Here is a 17,653-nt window from a genome sequence, read left to right on the forward strand (position 1 = left end):
TAAGTAACGCGGGATCTGAAGATGGCTGAACCACGTTTCGTACACCTGCGGGTGCATAGCGACTACTCCATGATCGATGGGCTGGCAAAGACCGGGCCGCTGGTAAAAAAGGCGGCCTCGCTTGGCATGCCTGCGCTGGCGATCACCGATTTTACCAACCTGTGCGGCCTGGTTAAGTTCTACGGGACGGCGCATGGCGCGGGGATGAAGCCTATCGTCGGTGCGGATTTCCATGTGCAGAGCGATCTCATCGGCGATGAACTGACGCAAATCTCCGTGTTGGCTATGAACAATACGGGTTACCAAAACCTCACTCTGCTTATCTCAAAAGCCTATCAGCGCGGTTATGGGGCGCTGGGTCCGTGGATTGACAGGGAATGGCTGGCTGAGCTGAACGAAGGGCTGCTGCTGATCTCCGGCGGCCGCATGGGCGATGTCGGTAAATCCCTGCTGCGCGGTAACAGCGCGCTGGTGGATCAGTGCGTCTCGTTCTATGAAGAGTACTTCCCGAATCGTTACTATCTGGAGCTGATTCGCACCGGCCGCCAGGATGAAGAGAACTATCTGCACGCTGCTGTCGCGCTGGCAGAAGAGCGCGGCTTGCCCGTGGTGGCAACGAATGACGTGCGTTTCCTGGAGTCCGGCGATTTTGATGCGCATGAAATTCGCGTCGCTATCCACGATGGCTTCACTCTCGACGATCCAAAGCGTCCGCGGAACTACTCATCGCAGCAGTATATGCGCAGCGAAGAGGAGATGTGCGAGCTCTTCTCCGACATTCCGGAAGCGCTGGAAAACAGCGTAGAGATTGCCAAGCGCTGTAACGTGACCGTGCGCCTCGGCGAATACTTCCTGCCGCAGTTCCCGACCGGGGACATGACCACGGAAGATTTCCTGGTCATGAAATCGAAAGAAGGTCTGGAAGAGCGTCTCGAATTCCTGTTCCCGGATGAAGAAGAGCGTAAAAAACGTCGTCCGGAGTATGACGAACGCCTGGATATTGAACTCCAGGTGATTAACCAGATGGGCTTCCCGGGCTACTTCCTCATTGTAATGGAGTTTATCCAGTGGTCGAAGGATAACGGCGTGCCGGTAGGTCCGGGCCGTGGCTCGGGTGCGGGCTCACTGGTGGCGTATGCGCTGAAAATTACCGACCTCGATCCGCTGGAGTTTGACCTGCTGTTCGAACGTTTCCTTAACCCGGAACGTGTCTCCATGCCCGACTTCGACGTCGACTTCTGCATGGAAAAACGCGACCAGGTGATTGAGCACGTGGCCGATATGTACGGTCGTGACGCGGTTTCGCAGATCATTACCTTCGGTACCATGGCGGCGAAAGCGGTTATCCGCGACGTGGGCCGCGTGCTGGGTCATCCGTACGGTTTTGTCGATCGTATTTCAAAGCTGGTGCCGCCCGATCCGGGCATGACGCTGGCAAAAGCCTTTGAAGCTGAACCTCAGCTGCCGGAAATCTACGAAGCTGATGAAGAGGTAAAAGCGCTGATCGACATGGCGCGCAAGCTGGAAGGCGTGACGCGTAACGCCGGTAAGCATGCGGGGGGCGTGGTTATCGCCCCGACCAAAATCACCGACTTTGCGCCGCTCTACTGCGACGAAGCGGGCCAGCACCCGGTCACCCAGTTCGATAAAAACGACGTGGAATACGCCGGGCTGGTGAAGTTCGACTTCCTCGGCCTGCGCACGCTGACTATCATCAACTGGGCGCTGGAGATGATCAACGCCCGCCGCGAGAAGAACGGCGAGCCGCCGCTGGATATCGCGGCCATCCCGCTGGATGACAAGAAAAGTTTCGACATGCTGCAGCGCTCGGAGACAACAGCCGTCTTCCAGCTTGAATCCCGCGGCATGAAAGATCTGATTAAACGCCTGCAGCCCGACTGCTTCGAAGATATGATCGCACTGGTGGCCCTGTTCCGTCCGGGCCCGCTGCAGTCAGGGATGGTGGATAACTTTATCGACCGTAAACACGGGCGCGAAGAGATTTCCTACCCGGACGTACAGTGGCAGCATGAAAGCCTGAAACCGGTGCTGGAGCCGACCTACGGCATCATCCTGTATCAGGAACAGGTCATGCAGATCGCCCAGGTGCTTTCCGGCTATACCCTTGGCGGCGCGGACATGCTGCGTCGTGCGATGGGTAAGAAAAAGCCGGAAGAGATGGCCAAGCAGCGCTCCATCTTTGAAGATGGGGCGAAGAAAAACGGCGTCGATGGCGAACTGGCGATGAAAATCTTCGACCTGGTGGAGAAATTCGCCGGGTACGGATTTAACAAATCTCACTCCGCCGCCTATGCTTTGGTTTCGTATCAAACGCTGTGGCTCAAGGCCCACTATCCCGCTGAGTTTATGGCGGCGGTAATGACCGCCGATATGGACAACACTGAGAAGGTGGTTGGCCTGGTGGACGAGTGCTGGCGCATGGGGCTGAAGATCCTGCCGCCGGATATTAACTCGGGTCTGTACCATTTCCACGTTAACGATGACGGGGAGATCGTCTACGGGATCGGCGCGATCAAAGGCGTGGGTGAGGGGCCGATCGAGGCGATCATCGAAGCGCGTAATAACGGCGGCTACTTCCGTGAGCTGTTCGATCTGTGCGCCCGTACCGATACCAAAAAACTGAACCGCCGCGTGCTGGAAAAACTGATCATGTCCGGCGCGTTTGACAGGCTGGGGCCACACCGTGCCGCGCTGATGAACTCGCTCGGCGATGCGTTGAAGGCGGCCGATCAGCATGCAAAAGCGGAAGCCATTGGCCAGGCGGATATGTTCGGCGTGCTGGCGGAAGAGCCAGAGCAGATCGAGCAGTCCTATTCCAACTGCCAGCCGTGGCCAGAACAGGTGGTGCTGGATGGAGAGCGGGAAACGTTAGGTCTGTACCTGACGGGGCACCCGATCAACCAGTATCTTAAAGAAATTGAGCGCTATGTCGGCGGCCACAGGCTTAAAGACATGCATCCGACAGAACGTGGTAAAATCACCACGGCTGCGGGGCTCGTGATTGCTGCAAGGGTAATGGTCACCAAGCGCGGCAATCGTATCGGCATCTGTACCCTGGATGACCGTTCCGGGCGTCTGGAGGTGATGTTGTTCACCGACGCGCTGGATAAATACCAGCAATTGCTGGAAAAAGACCGCATACTTATCGTCAGCGGACAGGTCAGCTTTGATGACTTCAGCGGGGGGCTTAAAATGACCGCCCGCGAAGTGATGGACATTGACGAAGCCCGGGAAAAATATGCTCGCGGGCTTGCTATCTCGCTGACGGACAGGCAAATTGATGACCAGCTTTTAAACCGACTCCGTCAGTCTCTGGAACCCCACCGCTCGGGGACCATTCCAGTACATCTCTACTATCAGAGGGCGGATGCACGTGCGCGGTTGCGCTTTGGTGCAACGTGGCGTGTCTCTCCGAGCGATCGTTTACTGAACGATCTCCGTGGCCTCATTGGTTCGGAGCAGGTGGAACTGGAGTTTGACTAATACAGGAATACTATGAGTCTGAATTTCCTTGATTTCGAACAGCCGATTGCTGAGCTGGAAGCGAAAATCGATTCTCTGACAGCGGTAAGCCGTCAGGATGAAAAACTGGATATTAACATCGACGAAGAAGTGCATCGTCTGCGCGAAAAAAGCGTAGAGCTGACGCGCAAAATCTTTGCCGATCTCGGCGCATGGCAGATCGCGCAGCTGGCGCGTCATCCACAGCGTCCGTACACCCTGGATTATGTCCGCCTGGCGTTTGACGAATTTGACGAACTGGCAGGCGACCGCGCATACGCTGACGATAAAGCTATCGTCGGCGGTATCGCGCGTCTGGATGGACGTCCGGTGATGATCATTGGTCACCAGAAAGGCCGTGAAACCAAAGAGAAGATCCGTCGTAACTTCGGTATGCCAGCACCAGAAGGCTACCGTAAGGCCCTGCGTCTGATGGAGATGGCTGAGCGTTTCAATATGCCAATCATCACCTTCATCGACACGCCGGGTGCATACCCAGGCGTAGGCGCGGAAGAGCGCGGCCAGTCTGAAGCTATCGCACGCAACCTGCGCGAGATGTCTCGCCTGAAGGTTCCGGTCATCTGTACCGTTATCGGTGAGGGTGGTTCCGGCGGCGCGCTGGCGATTGGCGTGGGCGATAAAGTGAATATGCTGCAGTACAGCACCTATTCCGTTATCTCCCCGGAAGGCTGTGCGTCCATTCTGTGGAAAAGCGCCGACAAAGCGCCGCTGGCCGCGGAAGCGATGGGCATCATTGCGCCGCGTCTGAAAGAGCTGAAGCTGATCGACACCGTTATCCCGGAGCCTCTGGGCGGCGCGCATCGTAAGCCGGAAGTGATGGCTGCTTCCCTGAAAGCACAGCTGCTGGCCGACCTGGCCGATCTGGACGTCCTGAGCAAAGAAGACCTGCTCAACCGTCGTTACCAGCGTCTGATGACCTACGGTTACGCGTAAGCTTCACAATTATCTGAAAAGCCGCACATTGTTGCGGCTTTTTTTATACCTGCCGTTTACCTTAACTATGCTTATCTGATGTTTTTCAAGGAGGTAAACCATGAACATCATCGCCATCATGGGGCCACACGGCGTCTTTTATAAAGACGAGCCCATCAAGGAGCTGGAGCAAGCTCTTAAAGCACGCGGTTATCAGCTGATCTGGCCGCAAAACAGCGCCGATCTGCTGAAATTCATCGAACATAATCCGCGCATCTGTGGCGTGATATTCGACTGGGACGAATACGACATGGAGCTGTGCAGCGAGATCAACAGGCTGAATGAATACCTTCCGCTCTACGCCTTTATCAACACACACTCGACCATGGACGTCAGCGCGCACGATATGCGCATGGCGCTGTGGTTCTTCGAATACTCGCTCGGCGTGGCCGAGGACATTGCGACCCGCATTCAGCAGTACACCGGTGAATACCTGGATAACATCACGCCGCCGTTTACGCGCGCGCTGTTCACCTATGTGAAAGAGGGGAAATACACCTTCTGTACGCCGGGACACATGGCCGGAACGGCCTATCAAAAAAGCCCGGTGGGGTGCCTGTTCTATGATTTCTTCGGCGGCAACACCCTGAAAGCAGACGTGTCGATTTCAGTGACAGAACTGGGTTCTCTGCTGGATCACACCGGCCCGCATCTGGAAGCCGAAGAGTATATCGCCCGCACCTTTGGCGCCGAGCAGAGCTATATGGTGACCAATGGCACCTCGACCTCGAACAAAATCGTCGGGATGTACGCCGCGCCAACCGGAAGCACGTTGCTGATTGACCGTAACTGCCATAAATCGTTGGCGCACCTGCTGATGATGAGCGACGTCGTCCCGATCTGGCTGTCACCCACGCGTAACGCGCTCGGTATCCTCGGCGGCATTCCGCGCCGGGAGTTCACGCACCAGGCCATCGAAAGTAAGGTTGCGGCGATCCCCGACGCAAGCTGGCCTGTCCATGCGGTAATCACCAACTCCACTTATGACGGTCTGCTGTATAACACGAACTGGATCAAAAAGACTTTGGACGTGCCGTCGATCCACTTCGATTCCGCGTGGGTGCCGTACACCAATTTCCACCCGATTTACGCGGGTAAAAGCGGCATGAGCGGCGAGCGCGTGCCGGGCAAGGTCTTTTTCGAAACGCAGTCGACGCACAAAATGCTGGCCGCGTTTTCGCAGGCTTCGTTAATCCATATTAAAGGCGAGTACGATGAGGATACGTTTAACGAAGCCTTTATGATGCACACCACCACCTCACCGAGCTATCCGCTGGTGGCCTCTATCGAGACGGCGGCGGCGATGCTGCGCGGCAATCCGGGTAAACGCCTGATTAACCGCTCGGTGGAACGGGCGCTGCATTTCCGTAAAGAGGTCCAGCGGCTGAAGGATGAGGCCGACGGCTGGTTCTTCGATATCTGGCAGCCGGAAGAGATCGACGAGGCGGAGTGCTGGCCCGTCGCGCCGGGAGAGAGCTGGCACGGCTTCCGGGATGCCGATGCAGACCACATGTTTCTCGATCCCGTGAAGGTGACGATCCTGACGCCGGGCATGGACGAACAGGGCGTGATGGGCGAGGAGGGGATCCCTGCTGCACTGGTAGCGAAGTTCCTTGACGAGCGCGGTGTGGTGGTGGAAAAAACCGGTCCTTACAATCTGCTGTTCCTGTTCAGCATCGGGATCGATAAAACACGGGCGATGGGTTTGCTCCGCGGGCTGATGGAGTTCAAGCGCGCCTATGATCTCAACCTGCGGGTGAAGAACATGCTGCCGGATCTCTACGCGGAAGATCCTGACTTTTACCGCAACATGCGCATTCAGGATCTGGCCCAGGGGATCCACCGGCTGATCCGCCAGCACGATCTGCCGCGCCTGATGCTCCAGGCGTTTGACGTCCTGCCTGACATGAAGCTGACGCCGCACAAAGCCTGGCAGCGGCAGGTGAAAGGCGAAGTCGAAACCGTTGAGCTGGAAAATCTGGTCGGGCGGGTATCGGCCAACATGATCCTGCCGTATCCGCCGGGCGTGCCGCTGCTGATGCCGGGTGAGATGATCACCGAGGAGAGCCGGGCGGTGCTCGATTTTCTGCTGATGCTCTGTTCGGTAGGACGTCACTATCCAGGCTTTGAAACGGATATCCACGGCGCGAAACGCGATGAAAACGGCGTGTACTGGGTGCGAGTCCTAAAATAAAGGTGACCGCTTGCCAGGTGTGGGTTTTCGGTTGTAACGTTCAGGCATCATAAAAAGGAGAAGCTATGCTGGGTTTAAAAGCGGTTCACCATATTGCGATCATCGCCACCGATTATGCGAAAAGTAAGGCCTTCTACTGCGACATTCTTGGCTTTACGCTCATGAGCGAGGCCTACCGCGAGGAGCGTGACTCCTGGAAGGGCGATCTCGCGCTAAACGGGCAGTATGTGATTGAGCTGTTCTCTTTTCCTTTCCCGCCTTCGCGTCCGTCCCGTCCGGAAGCCTGCGGACTGCGTCATCTGGCTTTCAGCGTTGATGACCTTGATAGCGCAGTAAAACACCTGGAAGCGCACGGCGTGACGTGCGAGGCGATTCGCGTCGATCCATTTACCGATAAGCGTTTCACCTTTTTCAACGATCCGGACGGCCTGCCGCTGGAGCTTTACCAGCAGTAATGTTTGTCCTGTGTGATAATGCCCGCTCAGTTCGGGCATTTTTTATGTGTAATTTCCTATGACCTTACCCGCTATCGCACAAGCCGTTTCACCGTACCGCCAGCTGCTGGTGGGGTTTAGCGGTGGCCTGGATTCCACCGTGTTGCTACATCGCCTTAAGCTCTGGCGCGACCGGGACCCTGGCGTCCAGCTTCGGGCTATACATATCCACCACGGACTAAGCCGTCATGCAGAGGATTGGGTGGCGCACTGTGAAGCCTTGTGTGAGGCGTGGGCTATCCCGCTCATCGTTGAGCGCGTCACGCTTGCTGATGAAGGATTGGGTATTGAGGCGCAGGCGCGTAAAGCCCGCTATACCGCTTTTGCAGGCGTATTGCTGCCCGGCGAAGCGCTGGTCACTGCGCAGCATCTGGACGATCAGTGCGAAACTTTTTTGCTGGCGCTTAAGCGTGGCAGCGGACCCGCGGGGCTTTCCGCCATGCCGGCACGTTCTGATTTTGCCGGAACGCAATTATTGCGTCCGTTGCTTGGCGAGACACGCGCGTCGCTGGAAGCCTGGGCGCGGGAACATCAGCTGAGCTGGATCGAAGATGAGAGCAACCAGGACGATAGCTACGATCGTAACTTCCTGCGTCTGCGCGTCCTCCCGCTTTTAAGCGAGCGCTGGCCGCATTTCGCCGACGCGACGGCAAGAAGCGCCATGCTGTGTGCCGAACAGGAAAGCCTGCTGGATGAGTTACTCAGCGAGGAGCTGTCTGACCTCATTTCAGAAGACGGAGCGCTGGCAATTGCGCCTCTGGAGGCGATAAGCCCGGCGCATCGGGCCGCGCTGTTACGTCGCTGGCTCGCCACTCATCATGCTGCGATGCCGTCGCGGGCAATGCTGAGCCGTATCTGGGACGAAGTCGCGCAGGCGCGGGAAGATGCTTCCCCCTGCGTACACCTCAGCGGATATGAGGTCAGACGCTATAAAGGCAAACTCTGGTGGGTAAAATACTCCCCCTCGCTGACCGATGTGGTGCTTCACTGGACCTCACCTGAGGCACCGCTGATATTGCCCCGTGACGCGGGGAGTGTCTCTCTGATGCCGACTGGGCATGTGCGTCTGCCAAAGCCCGGAGAACCCGTCAGCGTGCGCTTTAAGGCTGGCGGCTTGCTGCATATCGTCGGACGCAACGGGGGACGGAAGCTGAAAAAGATATGGCAGGAGTACAACGTGCCGCCGTGGCTACGCGACACCACGCCGCTGCTGTTCTACGGTGAAACGCTGATTGCTGCTGCAGGGGTTTTCATCACGGAAGAGGGGTGGACAGAAGAGGGGGCCAGCTTCGAGTGGCGGAAAGCGTAACGGGCAGCCCGGCTGCCCGTTAGTGTCATCAGGATTCGCTCACCACGACGGTGCCGATTTGCGGGTGGCTGAAGCTGGCTATTTTGTCCAGACGCAGCTCGCGCGTCGCACCGGCATCTTCCACGACCAGGTATTCCACATTCTTGCGTGAAAGCAGATCGCTGGCCTTCGCCTTCAACACTTCGCCATCTTTTAGCTCCAGCGTCAGTATTAAATGATGCTGGCAGGCGAGTTCGAGGTTGTCATAGTCATCACAATTGATGGGTTGATAAGTATCATTCATCGACATAATCGCTCACCAGTAAATTCGCCGCAGCATACGCTGCTTTTTCCCTGACCGACTCTGAAAGGCTCTCATCAGAGGCCACTTCATTAAGCACTTTCAATACACAGCCCAACGCGTCCGGGACATACCCCAGATCTCCGCTGGCGATTTCCGCATACCGTTTGCGAATTAACTCACAATAATTATTCACATCCCCTCCCGCCAGCGCACTGACTTACTGTGAGATATCATTAAGCCTACGAAGATAAACTCGGTTTAGCAAGGTGACTATACCATACTCATTTAAGCAATATCAGCGCCTTGATAGCGGTGTATTTATTACTCGGTAACAGCCTTTTGCCTCCGTTTTCGCTACAATGTGCGGCTGATTCGAATGGAGTTCTCTCATGGCGCTGAAAGCGACAATTTATAAAGCAGTGGTCAACGTGGCCGATCTTGATCGCAACCAGTTTCTGGATGCGTCGCTTACGCTGGCACGCCACCCCTCCGAAACACAGGAGCGTATGATGCTGCGCCTGCTGGCGTGGATTAAGTATGCTGATGAACGTCTGCAGTTTACCCGTGGGTTAAGTGCGGAAGACGAGCCTGAAGCCTGGCTGCGCAACGACCATCTGGGGATCGATTTATGGATTGAACTCGGTCTGCCGGACGAGCGCAGGATTAAGAAGGCGTGTACTCAGTCTGCGGAAGTGGCGTTATTCGCCTATAACCAGCGCGCGGCGGAGATTTGGTGGCAGCAAAATAAGAATAAATGCGCGCAGTTTAAAAATCTCGTCGTCTGGTATCTGGATGATGAACAGCTGGCGCAGCTGAGCGAGTTCGCCAGCCGGACGATGGCGCTGCAGGCAACGATCCAGGACGGAGCCATCTGGCTTTCTGACTCTCAGAATAATCTGGAAATTCATCTGACAGCCTGGCAGCCTGCGTCATGATCGTCTTGTCCCGAAGCGTCAGCATCCCTGATAGCGAGCTGGAGATCGCCGCCATCCGTGCTCAGGGCGCGGGCGGACAGCACGTCAACAAGGCGTCGACGGCTATCCATTTGCGTTTTGACATTCGGGCATCAAGCCTGCCAGAGTATTATAAAGAAAGCCTGCTTGCCGCCAGCCATCATCTGATCACCAGCGATGGCGTGATTGTGATCAAAGCCCAGGAGTATCGCAGCCAGGAATTAAACCGGGAGGCGGCGCTAGCCAGGCTGGTGGCGGTCATCAAAGAGTTAACGGCAGTACAAAAAAGCCGCCGGGCAACACGGCCAACCCGCGCATCGAAAGAGCGTCGGCTGTCCTCGAAAGCCCAAAAATCCACAGTGAAAGCATTGCGCGGTAAAGTTCGTCGCCCGATGGAGTGACGAAAGGGAACACAATTTTCATAAGGAATTCATTGTGAAAAAAGCATTATTTTCAGCGCTGGCAGTGAGTACATTGTTTGCGCTTTTCGGGTGTAACAACCGTTCTGAAACGCAGGTTTTGCAGCCAGCGCAGAATGAAGAGTTAAAGCCAATGCAGCAGAGCTGGCGCGGCGTATTGCCTTGCGCGGACTGCGAAGGCATTGAAACGTCACTGTTCCTGCAAAAAGACGGTACCTGGGTGATGAACCAACGCTACCAGGGCGCGAAAGAACCCTCTTCATTTGCCACCTACGGGACATGGGCGCGTACGGCGGAGAAGCTGGTCCTGACAGATACCACCGGTGACAAAACCTGGTTCCGCCCTAAAGGTGAGAACATGGAAATGCTCGACCGGGAAGGCAATCCGATTGAATCCCAGCTCAACTACACGCTGACGCCGGTGAAAGCGTCGCTGCCAGCCACGCCAATGACGATGCGGGGGATGTATTTCTATATGGCGGATGCGGCGATCTTTACTGACTGCGCTACCGGTAAGAAAGTCAGCGTGGCAAACAATGCGCAGCTTGAACGTGATTACGCCGTGGCGCGCGGCAATGACAGCAAGCCGGTATTGCTGACGGTTGACGGCCACTTTACGCTGGAGCCAAACCCGGATAGCGGGGAGATGGTGAAAACGCTGGTGGCAGATAAAGACGCGAAGTTTGCCGCGGGTAAAGACTGTAACAGTAAATAATTTGACGTTGAGCCATTAAAAAACCCCGCCAGAGCGGGGTTTTTTGTTTAGCCTTTGACGGCTTTCACCAGGTAATCAAGAATATCGCCGGTCTTGATCATCTGTTTTTCGCCGCTGCGACGGTATTTGTATTCAATCTCATCGCTGTCGAGGTTACGGTCGCCGATGACGACGGTGTGCGGGATACCGATCAGTTCCATATCGGCAAACATCACGCCCGGACGCTCTTTACGGTCATCCATCAGCACTTCGATACCCTGAGCGCGCAGCTCGGCATACAGATTCTCGGCCAGCTCCTGCACGCGGTAAGACTTGTGCATGTTCATTGGCAGAATGGCCACCTGGAACGGCGCGATATTGTCCGGCCAGACGATGCCGCGCTCGTCGTAGTTCTGCTCGATGGCCGCAGCCACCACGCGCGTTACCCCGATACCGTAGCAGCCCATGGTCAGGATCTGGTTACGGCCATCTTCACCCTGAACGGCGGCGTTCAGCGCACGAGAGTATTTATCACCCAGCTGGAAGATGTGGCCCACTTCGATACCGCGCTTGATCATCAGCGTACCCTGGCCGTCCGGGCTTGGGTCGCCTGCAACCACGTTACGGATGTCAGCTACTTCCGGCGTCGCTACGTCGCGATCCCAGTTGATGCCGAAGTAATGTTTACCGTCGATGTTAGCACCCGCGGAGAAGTCGCTCATTGCAGCAACCGTGCGGTCAATAACGACAGGAACCGGCATATTCACCGGACCGAGAGAGCCTGGGCCGGCATTCACGACGGCGCGGATTTCCGCTTCCGTGGCGAACGTCAGCGGGCTGGCGACCTGCGGCAGCTTTTCGGCTTTCACTTCGTTCAGTTCATGATCGCCACGCACCAGCAGGGCAACCAGCGGGTAAGCGCTGCCTTCGGTGGATTTCACCAGCAGCGTTTTCACGGTTTTTTCGACTGGCAGACTGAACTGCTCGACCAGCTCGGCGATGGTTTTCGCATTTGGCGTATCAACCAGCGTCATCTCTTGCGTTGCCGCGCCGCGAGGTTCTTTTGGTGCCAGCGCTTCTGCAAATTCGATGTTCGCCGCGTAGTCTGAAGAGTCAGAGAAGATCACATCGTCTTCACCGCTCTGCGCCAGAACCTGGAACTCATGGGACGCGCTACCGCCGATGGAGCCGGTATCAGCCTGCACAGCGCGGAAATCCAGACCCATGCGGGAGAAGATTTTGCTGTAAGCCTCGTACATTTTGTCGTAGGTCTCTTGCAGCGATTCCTGTGACGTATGGAAAGAGTAGGCATCTTTCATCAGGAATTCGCGAGAGCGCATCACGCCGAAACGTGGGCGCACTTCGTCACGGAACTTGGTCTGGATCTGGAAGAAGTTCAGCGGCAGCTGTTTGTAAGAGCTCAGCTCATTACGAATCAGATCGGTAATGACTTCTTCATGCGTTGGACCGAGAACGAATGGACGCTCGCCGCGATCGACGAAGCGCAGCAGTTCTGGGCCATATTGCTCCCAACGACCGCTCTCCTGCCACAGGTCAGCGGGCTGAACCACGGGCATGGACACCTCGATAGCACCGGCGTTGTTCATCTCTTCACGCACGATGTTTTCGACTTTTTTCAGGACGCGCACGCCGGTCGGCAGCCAGGTGTATAACCCGGAGGCCAGCTTGCGGATCATCCCGGCGCGCAGCATCAGCTGATGGCTGATCACTTCGGCGTCGGCAGGTGTCTCCTTCAGAGTGGAGAGCAGATATTGGCTAGTACGCATGTTGTTACGGTTCCATTTCGACGATTGGAACAGGCTGAAACGCCAGCCTGACACAAAAAAAGTGGTTTAGTTTACCAGTGTGGCAAAGATGCCAAAAGAGAGGAGAACAAAATTACCTGGGTTCAAGGGCAAACACTTCGAAACCTGCCCCAGTGACGCGCCAGCGCACGTTAAAATCCAGCAGCCAGACGGCGTACGTCTTTCCTGCTTCCTCTTCTTTACGGTAGGCCGGACGGGGGTCCTGTGCCAGAACTTCAGTGATGAAATGCCGTAAGCGAGGATAGCGTTTCTCCAGCTGACTCAGCTGTAAGGCTATCTCAGGCGTAAACGAGACTGGCATATCCGCCTGCGGTGCGTCCTGAGCGTAGCTTGCACGCGCATTCGGGAGGGATTCGGCGAAAGGCAAATAGGGTTTAATGTCGATAACCGGCGTGCCGTCAACCAGGTCCAGGCTGCCCAGCTCAAGGATGACCTGATCCTTCTGGCAACGTATGCCTTTCAGTTCAACCAGCGACATCCCGATCGGATTGGGGCGGAAGGTCGAACGAGTCGCAAACACGCCCATTCTCGCATTTCCTCCCAGGCGCGGGGGACGCACGGTGGGACGCCAGCCGCCTTCCATTGTCTGGTGAAAAACAAATACCACCCATAAGTGACTGAAAGACTCGAGCCCGCGTACCGCATCGGCCTGGTTATAAGGTGCCTGAAGATGAAGCTCGCCGCTGCCGCTGGTGACCAGACCGGGCTGGCGGGGCACGGCGAACTTCTCTTTATACGGAGAGTGGATAACGCCTATTTGCTCAAACTGAAATGCACTCATTTCGCCGTAATGTTCAGCGCAGAACCGATGCAAACCGCCTGACGGTAGCAGCCCGGCGTGCCGCTGGTGACTTCGCAGCTGTGCAGCAGCACCGCGTTAGCTTTCATTTTTGCGGCGTTAATCTGCATGCGTTTACGCGCAGTCGGGATATTCGGTGGAGAGTCCTGATTGGTTGCCTGACAGGATTCACCGCTCACTTCACCCAGTTCACGGAACGGTTTGCCGACCAGTTCGTCAGCCTTGGTGATAATGCGAACCGGCGCAGGGCGAACCACTTTCGGTTTTGCAGGCTCTGTTTTTGGCGGGGTTGCCGTGCTTTGAACGGGTTCAACAGGAGATCTGCTTAGCATAGAACAGCCGCTCAGCATGAGTGCTAAAAGACAGATCGGTAAAGCACGCATAATAATTCCTCAATGGATAATCAAAACGTCAGATATTGAATCAGGTGACTGCACAAATGACAAGACGGGCATAAGCCCGTCCTGATGATATTACACTGAGGTGAGATTACCAGCCTTTAACAGCGCCGCCGTTAAACACTTTGTTGGCTTCCTGGTAAACTTCGTCTGACTGATAGGCCTGAACGAACTTCTTCACGTTTTCCGCGTCTTTGTTATCTTCGCGAGTCACGATCAGGTTAACGTACGGAGAGTCTTTATCTTCAACGAAGATACCGTCTTTCGCTGGCGTCAGGCCAATCTGGCTGGCGTAAGTGGTGTTGATAACGGCCAGGGCAATCTGCGCATCGTCCAGAGAACGCGGCAGCTGCGGTGCTTCCAGTTCAACAATTTTCAGATTTTTCGGGTTCTCGGTGACATCCAGAACGGTTGGCAGCAGGCCAACGCCGTCTTTCAGTTTGATCAGGCCCACTTTCTGCAGCAGCAGCAGGGAGCGTCCGAGGTTGGTTGGATCGTTAGGCACGGCTACCTGAGAGCCCGGCTGCAGTTCGTCCAGCGATTTAATTTTCTTGGAGTAGCCTGCAATCGGGTAGACGAAGGTGTTACCCACGCCAACCAGCTTATAACCGCGATCTTTGATCTGCTGATCCAGGTATGGCTTATGCTGGAAGGCGTTGGCGTCGATATCGCCTTTGCTCAGCGCTTCGTTCGGCAGAACGTAATCGTTGAAGGTTACGAGCTCAACGTCCAGACCGTATTTTTCTTTCGCCACTTTCTGAGCAACTTCAGCAACCTGCTGTTCTGCACCTACGATAACGCCCACTTTAATATGGTTTGGATCTTTTTCGTCCTGACCGCAACCCACCAGTGCCAGAGATCCAATCAGCGCGCCTACTGCTGCAAAGGTCTTTAATTTAAACGCCATGTTTTATCCTTAACTCGTCGAGTTTGTGTTGTGTGTAACGTTATTTGTGAGTAACAGCCCGGACGATGCGATCGCCAGAGAACTGGATTAAGTAAACCAGAACAACCAGCAATACCAGAACAGTATTCATCACGGTAGCGTTATATCCAATATAGCCGTACTGATAACCAATCTGTCCTAAACCGCCAGCGCCAACTGCACCGCCCATCGCGGAATACCCTACCAGAGTAATAAGCGTAATCGTTGCCGCATTCACCAGGCCCGGCAGTGCTTCAGGCAGCAGAACCTTGCGGACGATCTGCATAGGTGTTGCCCCCATTGCACGAGAAGCTTCAATCAAACCGGTTGGGATCTCCAGCAGGGCGTTCTCCACCATACGGGCGATAAACGGCGCAGCGCCTACGGTCAGCGGAACGATAGCCGCCTGCAGACCAATCGATGTGCCGACGATCACGCGGGTAAACGGAATCATCCACACCAGCAGAATAATAAACGGGATGGAACGGAAGATGTTCACCAGCGCGGAGAGCGTACGGTAGAGCTTCGCGTTCTCAATGATTTGACCCGGACGCGTCACGTACAGCAGTACGCCTACCGGCAGGCCAATCACAAAACCAAAGAAACCCGATACAAAGGTCATTGCCAGCGTTTCCCAAACGCCGCGAACCAGTAACCACATCATCGGCTCAGACATAACCCAGTACCTCTACTTTTACATGATGTTCTTGCAGCCAGGCGATTGCCGCCTGGGTTTCTTCCTGCGTGCCGTGCATTTCCGTCAGCATGATGCCGAACTTCACGCCACCGGCGTAATCCATCTGCGCGCTAATAATGTTGTTGTTCACGTTAAAGCGACGCGCGGTTTCGGAAAGCAGAGGGGCATCAACGGACTGACCGGTGAATTCCATACGCAACATCGGGACGCTGTCCGCCGTTGCCTCGGTTTTCAAACGCTCCAGATAATCTTCTGGAATATCCAGATGCAGCGTGGACTGAATAAACTGCTGCGCCAGCGGCGTTTTCGGATGGGAAAATACTTCGCTTACCGTGTCCTGCTCGATCAGTTCACCGTTGCTAATGACTGCCACGCAGTCGCAGATGCGTTTCACCACGTCCATCTCGTGCGTAATAAGGAGGATCGTCAGGCCCAGGCGACGGTTAATGTCCTTCAGCAGTTCCAGAATAGAACGTGTGGTGGCCGGATCCAGTGCGCTGGTAGCTTCGTCGCACAGCAGTACTTTTGGGTTGCTGGCCAGCGCGCGGGCAATAGCAACACGCTGCTTCTGCCCACCGGACAGATTTGCCGGGTAGCTATCATGCTTATCACCCAGACCCACGAGGTCGAGCAGTTCGGTAACGCGACGCTTCACTTCTTCTTTCGGCGTGTTATCCAGCTCCAGCGGTAAGGCGACGTTGCCGAACACCGTGCGGGAAGCCAGCAGGTTAAAGTGCTGGAAGATCATGCCAATTTGACGGCGCGCTTTGGTGAGTTCTTTTTCTGAAAGGGCGGTAAGTTCCTGACCGCCAACTTCTACGCTGCCCTGGGTTGGGCGCTCAAGCAGGTTAACACAACGGATCAGCGTGCTTTTACCCGCACCCGATGCGCCAATGACGCCATAAATTTGACCAGCAGGAACATGCAGGCTGACGTTGTTCAGCGCCTGAATGGTTCGGTTCCCCTGCTGGAACACTTTGGTGATATTGGAAAGTTTAATCATTAGATTATTTTTATCGTATGTAAGTTAGCCGTGGCATTTTCTTCTGCCAGATACGGGTGATGACCGTAAACAAAACGGATGTTAAGGCATCCAGACGTCTAAATCAATCCAACTCTGTACGATGAGCACTTTATTGCGCTGCGATTCATGAGATACTAGCTCAACAGGCCTTTTTCAGGAGCAAACCGGTGGCAAAATCAGTACCCGCAATTTTTCTCGACCGTGATGGCACGATTAATGTGGATCACGGTTATGTGCATGAGATCGATGAATTCGAATTTATCGACGGCGTTATAGAGGCAATGCGCCAGCTAAAAGAGATGGGCTATGCGCTGGTGGTCGTAACGAACCAGTCCGGCATCGCGCGCGGTAAGTTCACCGAAGCGCAGTTTGAGACGCTGACGGAATGGATGGACTGGTCGCTGGCCGATCGCGGGGTCGATCTTGATGGCATTTACTACTGCCCGCACCACCCGCAGGGAACGGTAGAAGAGTATCGTCAGACCTGCGACTGCCGTAAACCGCATCCGGGCATGTTTAACTCTGCGCAGGAGTTCTTGCACATTGATATGGCTGCTTCTTATATGGTGGGCGATAAGCTGGAAGATATGCAGGCGGCCGCAGCGGCGGGAGTGGGTACCAAAATATTAGTGCGTACCGGTAAGCCCGTAACACCAGAAGCAGAAAGTGCAGCGGATTGGGTGATTAATAGTCTGGCAGAGCTGCCAAAAGAGATAAAAAAGCATCAGAAATAGCCTTTTTGGCGAAAAGGTGAGCGGTCGAAATAAAAATGCATATTTCCGCTTGTCATTCCTCGGCAGCTCCCTATAATGCGCCTCCATCGACACGGCGGATGTGAATCACTTCACAGTTAACCCGGTCGGTTGAAGAGAAAAAATCCTGAAATAACGGGTTGACTCTGAAAGAGGAAAGCGTAATATACGCCACCTCGCAACGGTGAGCGAAAGCCGCGTTGCACTGCTCTTTAACAATTTATCAGACAATCTGTGTGGGCACTCAAAGTGACATGGATTCTTAACGTCGCAAGACGAAAAATGAATACCAAGTCTCTGAGTGAACATACGTAATTCATTACGAAGTTTAATTCACGAGCATCAAACTTAAATTGAAGAGTTTGATCATG

17 protein-coding genes are annotated in these 17,653 nt (G+C 55.1%); 9 read left to right on the forward strand and 8 right to left on the reverse strand.

The features are described from left to right. The first annotated feature begins 21 nt into the window (after positions 1-21). The 5 genes from dnaE (at position 22) to tilS (ending at position 8,512) form a co-directional block, all read left to right on the forward strand. The gene (gene dnaE, locus AC2FAJ_RS12755) at positions 22-3,504 is read left to right on the forward strand and encodes a DNA polymerase III subunit alpha (protein ID WP_041911187.1); all 3,483 of its coding nucleotides are present in this window, start codon (positions 22-24) and stop codon (positions 3,502-3,504) included. A 12-nt stretch (positions 3,505-3,516) separates the two neighbouring features. Continuing rightward, positions 3,517-4,476 carry an acetyl-CoA carboxylase carboxyl transferase subunit alpha gene (accA, locus tag AC2FAJ_RS12760; protein ID WP_013095666.1) on the forward strand — a complete coding sequence of 320 codons (960 nt, stop codon included), beginning with the start codon at positions 3,517-3,519 and terminating at the stop codon, positions 4,474-4,476. A gap of 100 nt (positions 4,477-4,576) precedes the next feature. Continuing rightward, a complete protein-coding gene (locus tag AC2FAJ_RS12765; protein WP_041911185.1) occupies positions 4,577-6,709 on the forward strand; it encodes a lysine decarboxylase LdcC in 2,133 nt (710 codons plus the stop codon). 65 nt (positions 6,710-6,774) lie between these two features. After that, positions 6,775-7,164 (forward strand): VOC family protein, encoded by a 390-nt coding sequence (locus AC2FAJ_RS12770; protein ID WP_028015591.1) that lies wholly within the window; start codon positions 6,775-6,777, stop codon positions 7,162-7,164. A gap of 58 nt (positions 7,165-7,222) precedes the next feature. Beyond that, a complete protein-coding gene (gene tilS / locus AC2FAJ_RS12775; protein WP_045631178.1) occupies positions 7,223-8,512 on the forward strand; it encodes a tRNA lysidine(34) synthetase TilS in 1,290 nt (429 codons plus the stop codon). Positions 8,513-8,540: 28 nt separating this feature from the next. Here the strand turns inward: tilS and rof are convergent, their stop codons facing one another. Both rof and AC2FAJ_RS12785 read right to left on the reverse strand, forming a co-directional pair. Further along, the gene (rof, locus tag AC2FAJ_RS12780; RefSeq protein WP_028015593.1) at positions 8,541-8,801 is read right to left on the reverse strand and encodes a Rho-binding antiterminator; all 261 of its coding nucleotides are present in this window, start codon (positions 8,799-8,801) and stop codon (positions 8,541-8,543) included. Next, a complete protein-coding gene (locus AC2FAJ_RS12785; protein ID WP_008501889.1) occupies positions 8,788-8,988 on the reverse strand; it encodes a YaeP family protein in 201 nt (66 codons plus the stop codon). The genes rof and AC2FAJ_RS12785 overlap by 14 nt, the downstream gene beginning before the upstream one ends. A 196-nt stretch (positions 8,989-9,184) precedes the next feature. On the opposite strand from AC2FAJ_RS12785, the gene AC2FAJ_RS12790 reads away from it, so the two are divergent. The 3 genes from AC2FAJ_RS12790 to nlpE are packed head-to-tail and all read left to right on the forward strand — an operon-like array spanning position 9,185 to position 10,882. After that, positions 9,185-9,730 carry a YaeQ family protein gene (locus AC2FAJ_RS12790; protein ID WP_045631177.1) on the forward strand — a complete coding sequence of 182 codons (546 nt, stop codon included), beginning with the start codon at positions 9,185-9,187 and terminating at the stop codon, positions 9,728-9,730. Continuing rightward, positions 9,727-10,149, forward strand: coding sequence for an alternative ribosome rescue aminoacyl-tRNA hydrolase ArfB (arfB, locus tag AC2FAJ_RS12795; RefSeq protein ID WP_028015595.1), 423 nt, complete (start codon positions 9,727-9,729; stop codon positions 10,147-10,149). Before AC2FAJ_RS12790 ends, arfB begins: the two co-directional genes overlap by 4 nt. Before the next feature lie 34 nt (positions 10,150-10,183). Next, a complete protein-coding gene (gene nlpE / locus AC2FAJ_RS12800) occupies positions 10,184-10,882 on the forward strand; it encodes an envelope stress response activation lipoprotein NlpE (protein WP_045631175.1) in 699 nt (232 codons plus the stop codon). A 47-nt stretch (positions 10,883-10,929) separates the two neighbouring features. Here nlpE and proS read toward each other — a convergent pair whose 3' ends face one another. The 6 genes from proS to metN form a co-directional block, all read right to left on the reverse strand. Continuing rightward, on the reverse strand, positions 10,930-12,648 hold the full coding sequence (proS, locus tag AC2FAJ_RS12805) for a proline--tRNA ligase (protein WP_045631174.1): 1,719 nt from the start codon (positions 12,646-12,648) through the stop codon (positions 10,930-10,932). A 112-nt stretch (positions 12,649-12,760) separates the two neighbouring features. Further along, the gene (tsaA, locus tag AC2FAJ_RS12810; protein WP_041911179.1) at positions 12,761-13,468 is read right to left on the reverse strand and encodes a tRNA (N6-threonylcarbamoyladenosine(37)-N6)-methyltransferase TrmO; all 708 of its coding nucleotides are present in this window, start codon (positions 13,466-13,468) and stop codon (positions 12,761-12,763) included. After that, positions 13,465-13,869, reverse strand: coding sequence for an Rcs stress response system protein RcsF (gene rcsF, locus AC2FAJ_RS12815; RefSeq protein WP_008501883.1), 405 nt, complete (start codon positions 13,867-13,869; stop codon positions 13,465-13,467). The genes tsaA and rcsF overlap by 4 nt, the downstream gene beginning before the upstream one ends. Before the next feature lie 106 nt (positions 13,870-13,975). Then, entirely contained in the window at positions 13,976-14,791 is an 816-nt protein-coding gene (gene metQ / locus AC2FAJ_RS12820; protein ID WP_014168729.1) for a methionine ABC transporter substrate-binding lipoprotein MetQ, read from the reverse strand. Between the two features lie 40 nt (positions 14,792-14,831). Further along, the gene (locus tag AC2FAJ_RS12825) at positions 14,832-15,485 is read right to left on the reverse strand and encodes a methionine ABC transporter permease MetI (protein ID WP_003856130.1); all 654 of its coding nucleotides are present in this window, start codon (positions 15,483-15,485) and stop codon (positions 14,832-14,834) included. Beyond that, complete coding sequence (gene metN / locus AC2FAJ_RS12830; RefSeq protein WP_028015600.1) at positions 15,478-16,509, reverse strand: methionine ABC transporter ATP-binding protein MetN; 1,032 nt, start codon at positions 16,507-16,509, stop codon at positions 15,478-15,480. The genes AC2FAJ_RS12825 and metN overlap by 8 nt, the downstream gene beginning before the upstream one ends. Positions 16,510-16,697: 188 nt before the next feature. Between metN and gmhB the strand changes: the two genes are divergently transcribed. After that, positions 16,698-17,264 carry a D-glycero-beta-D-manno-heptose 1,7-bisphosphate 7-phosphatase gene (gene gmhB / locus AC2FAJ_RS12835; protein ID WP_028015601.1) on the forward strand — a complete coding sequence of 189 codons (567 nt, stop codon included), beginning with the start codon at positions 16,698-16,700 and terminating at the stop codon, positions 17,262-17,264. The last annotated feature ends 389 nt before the right edge of the window (positions 17,265-17,653 follow it).

The organism is Enterobacter cloacae complex sp. 385G4, assembly GCF_057320665.1.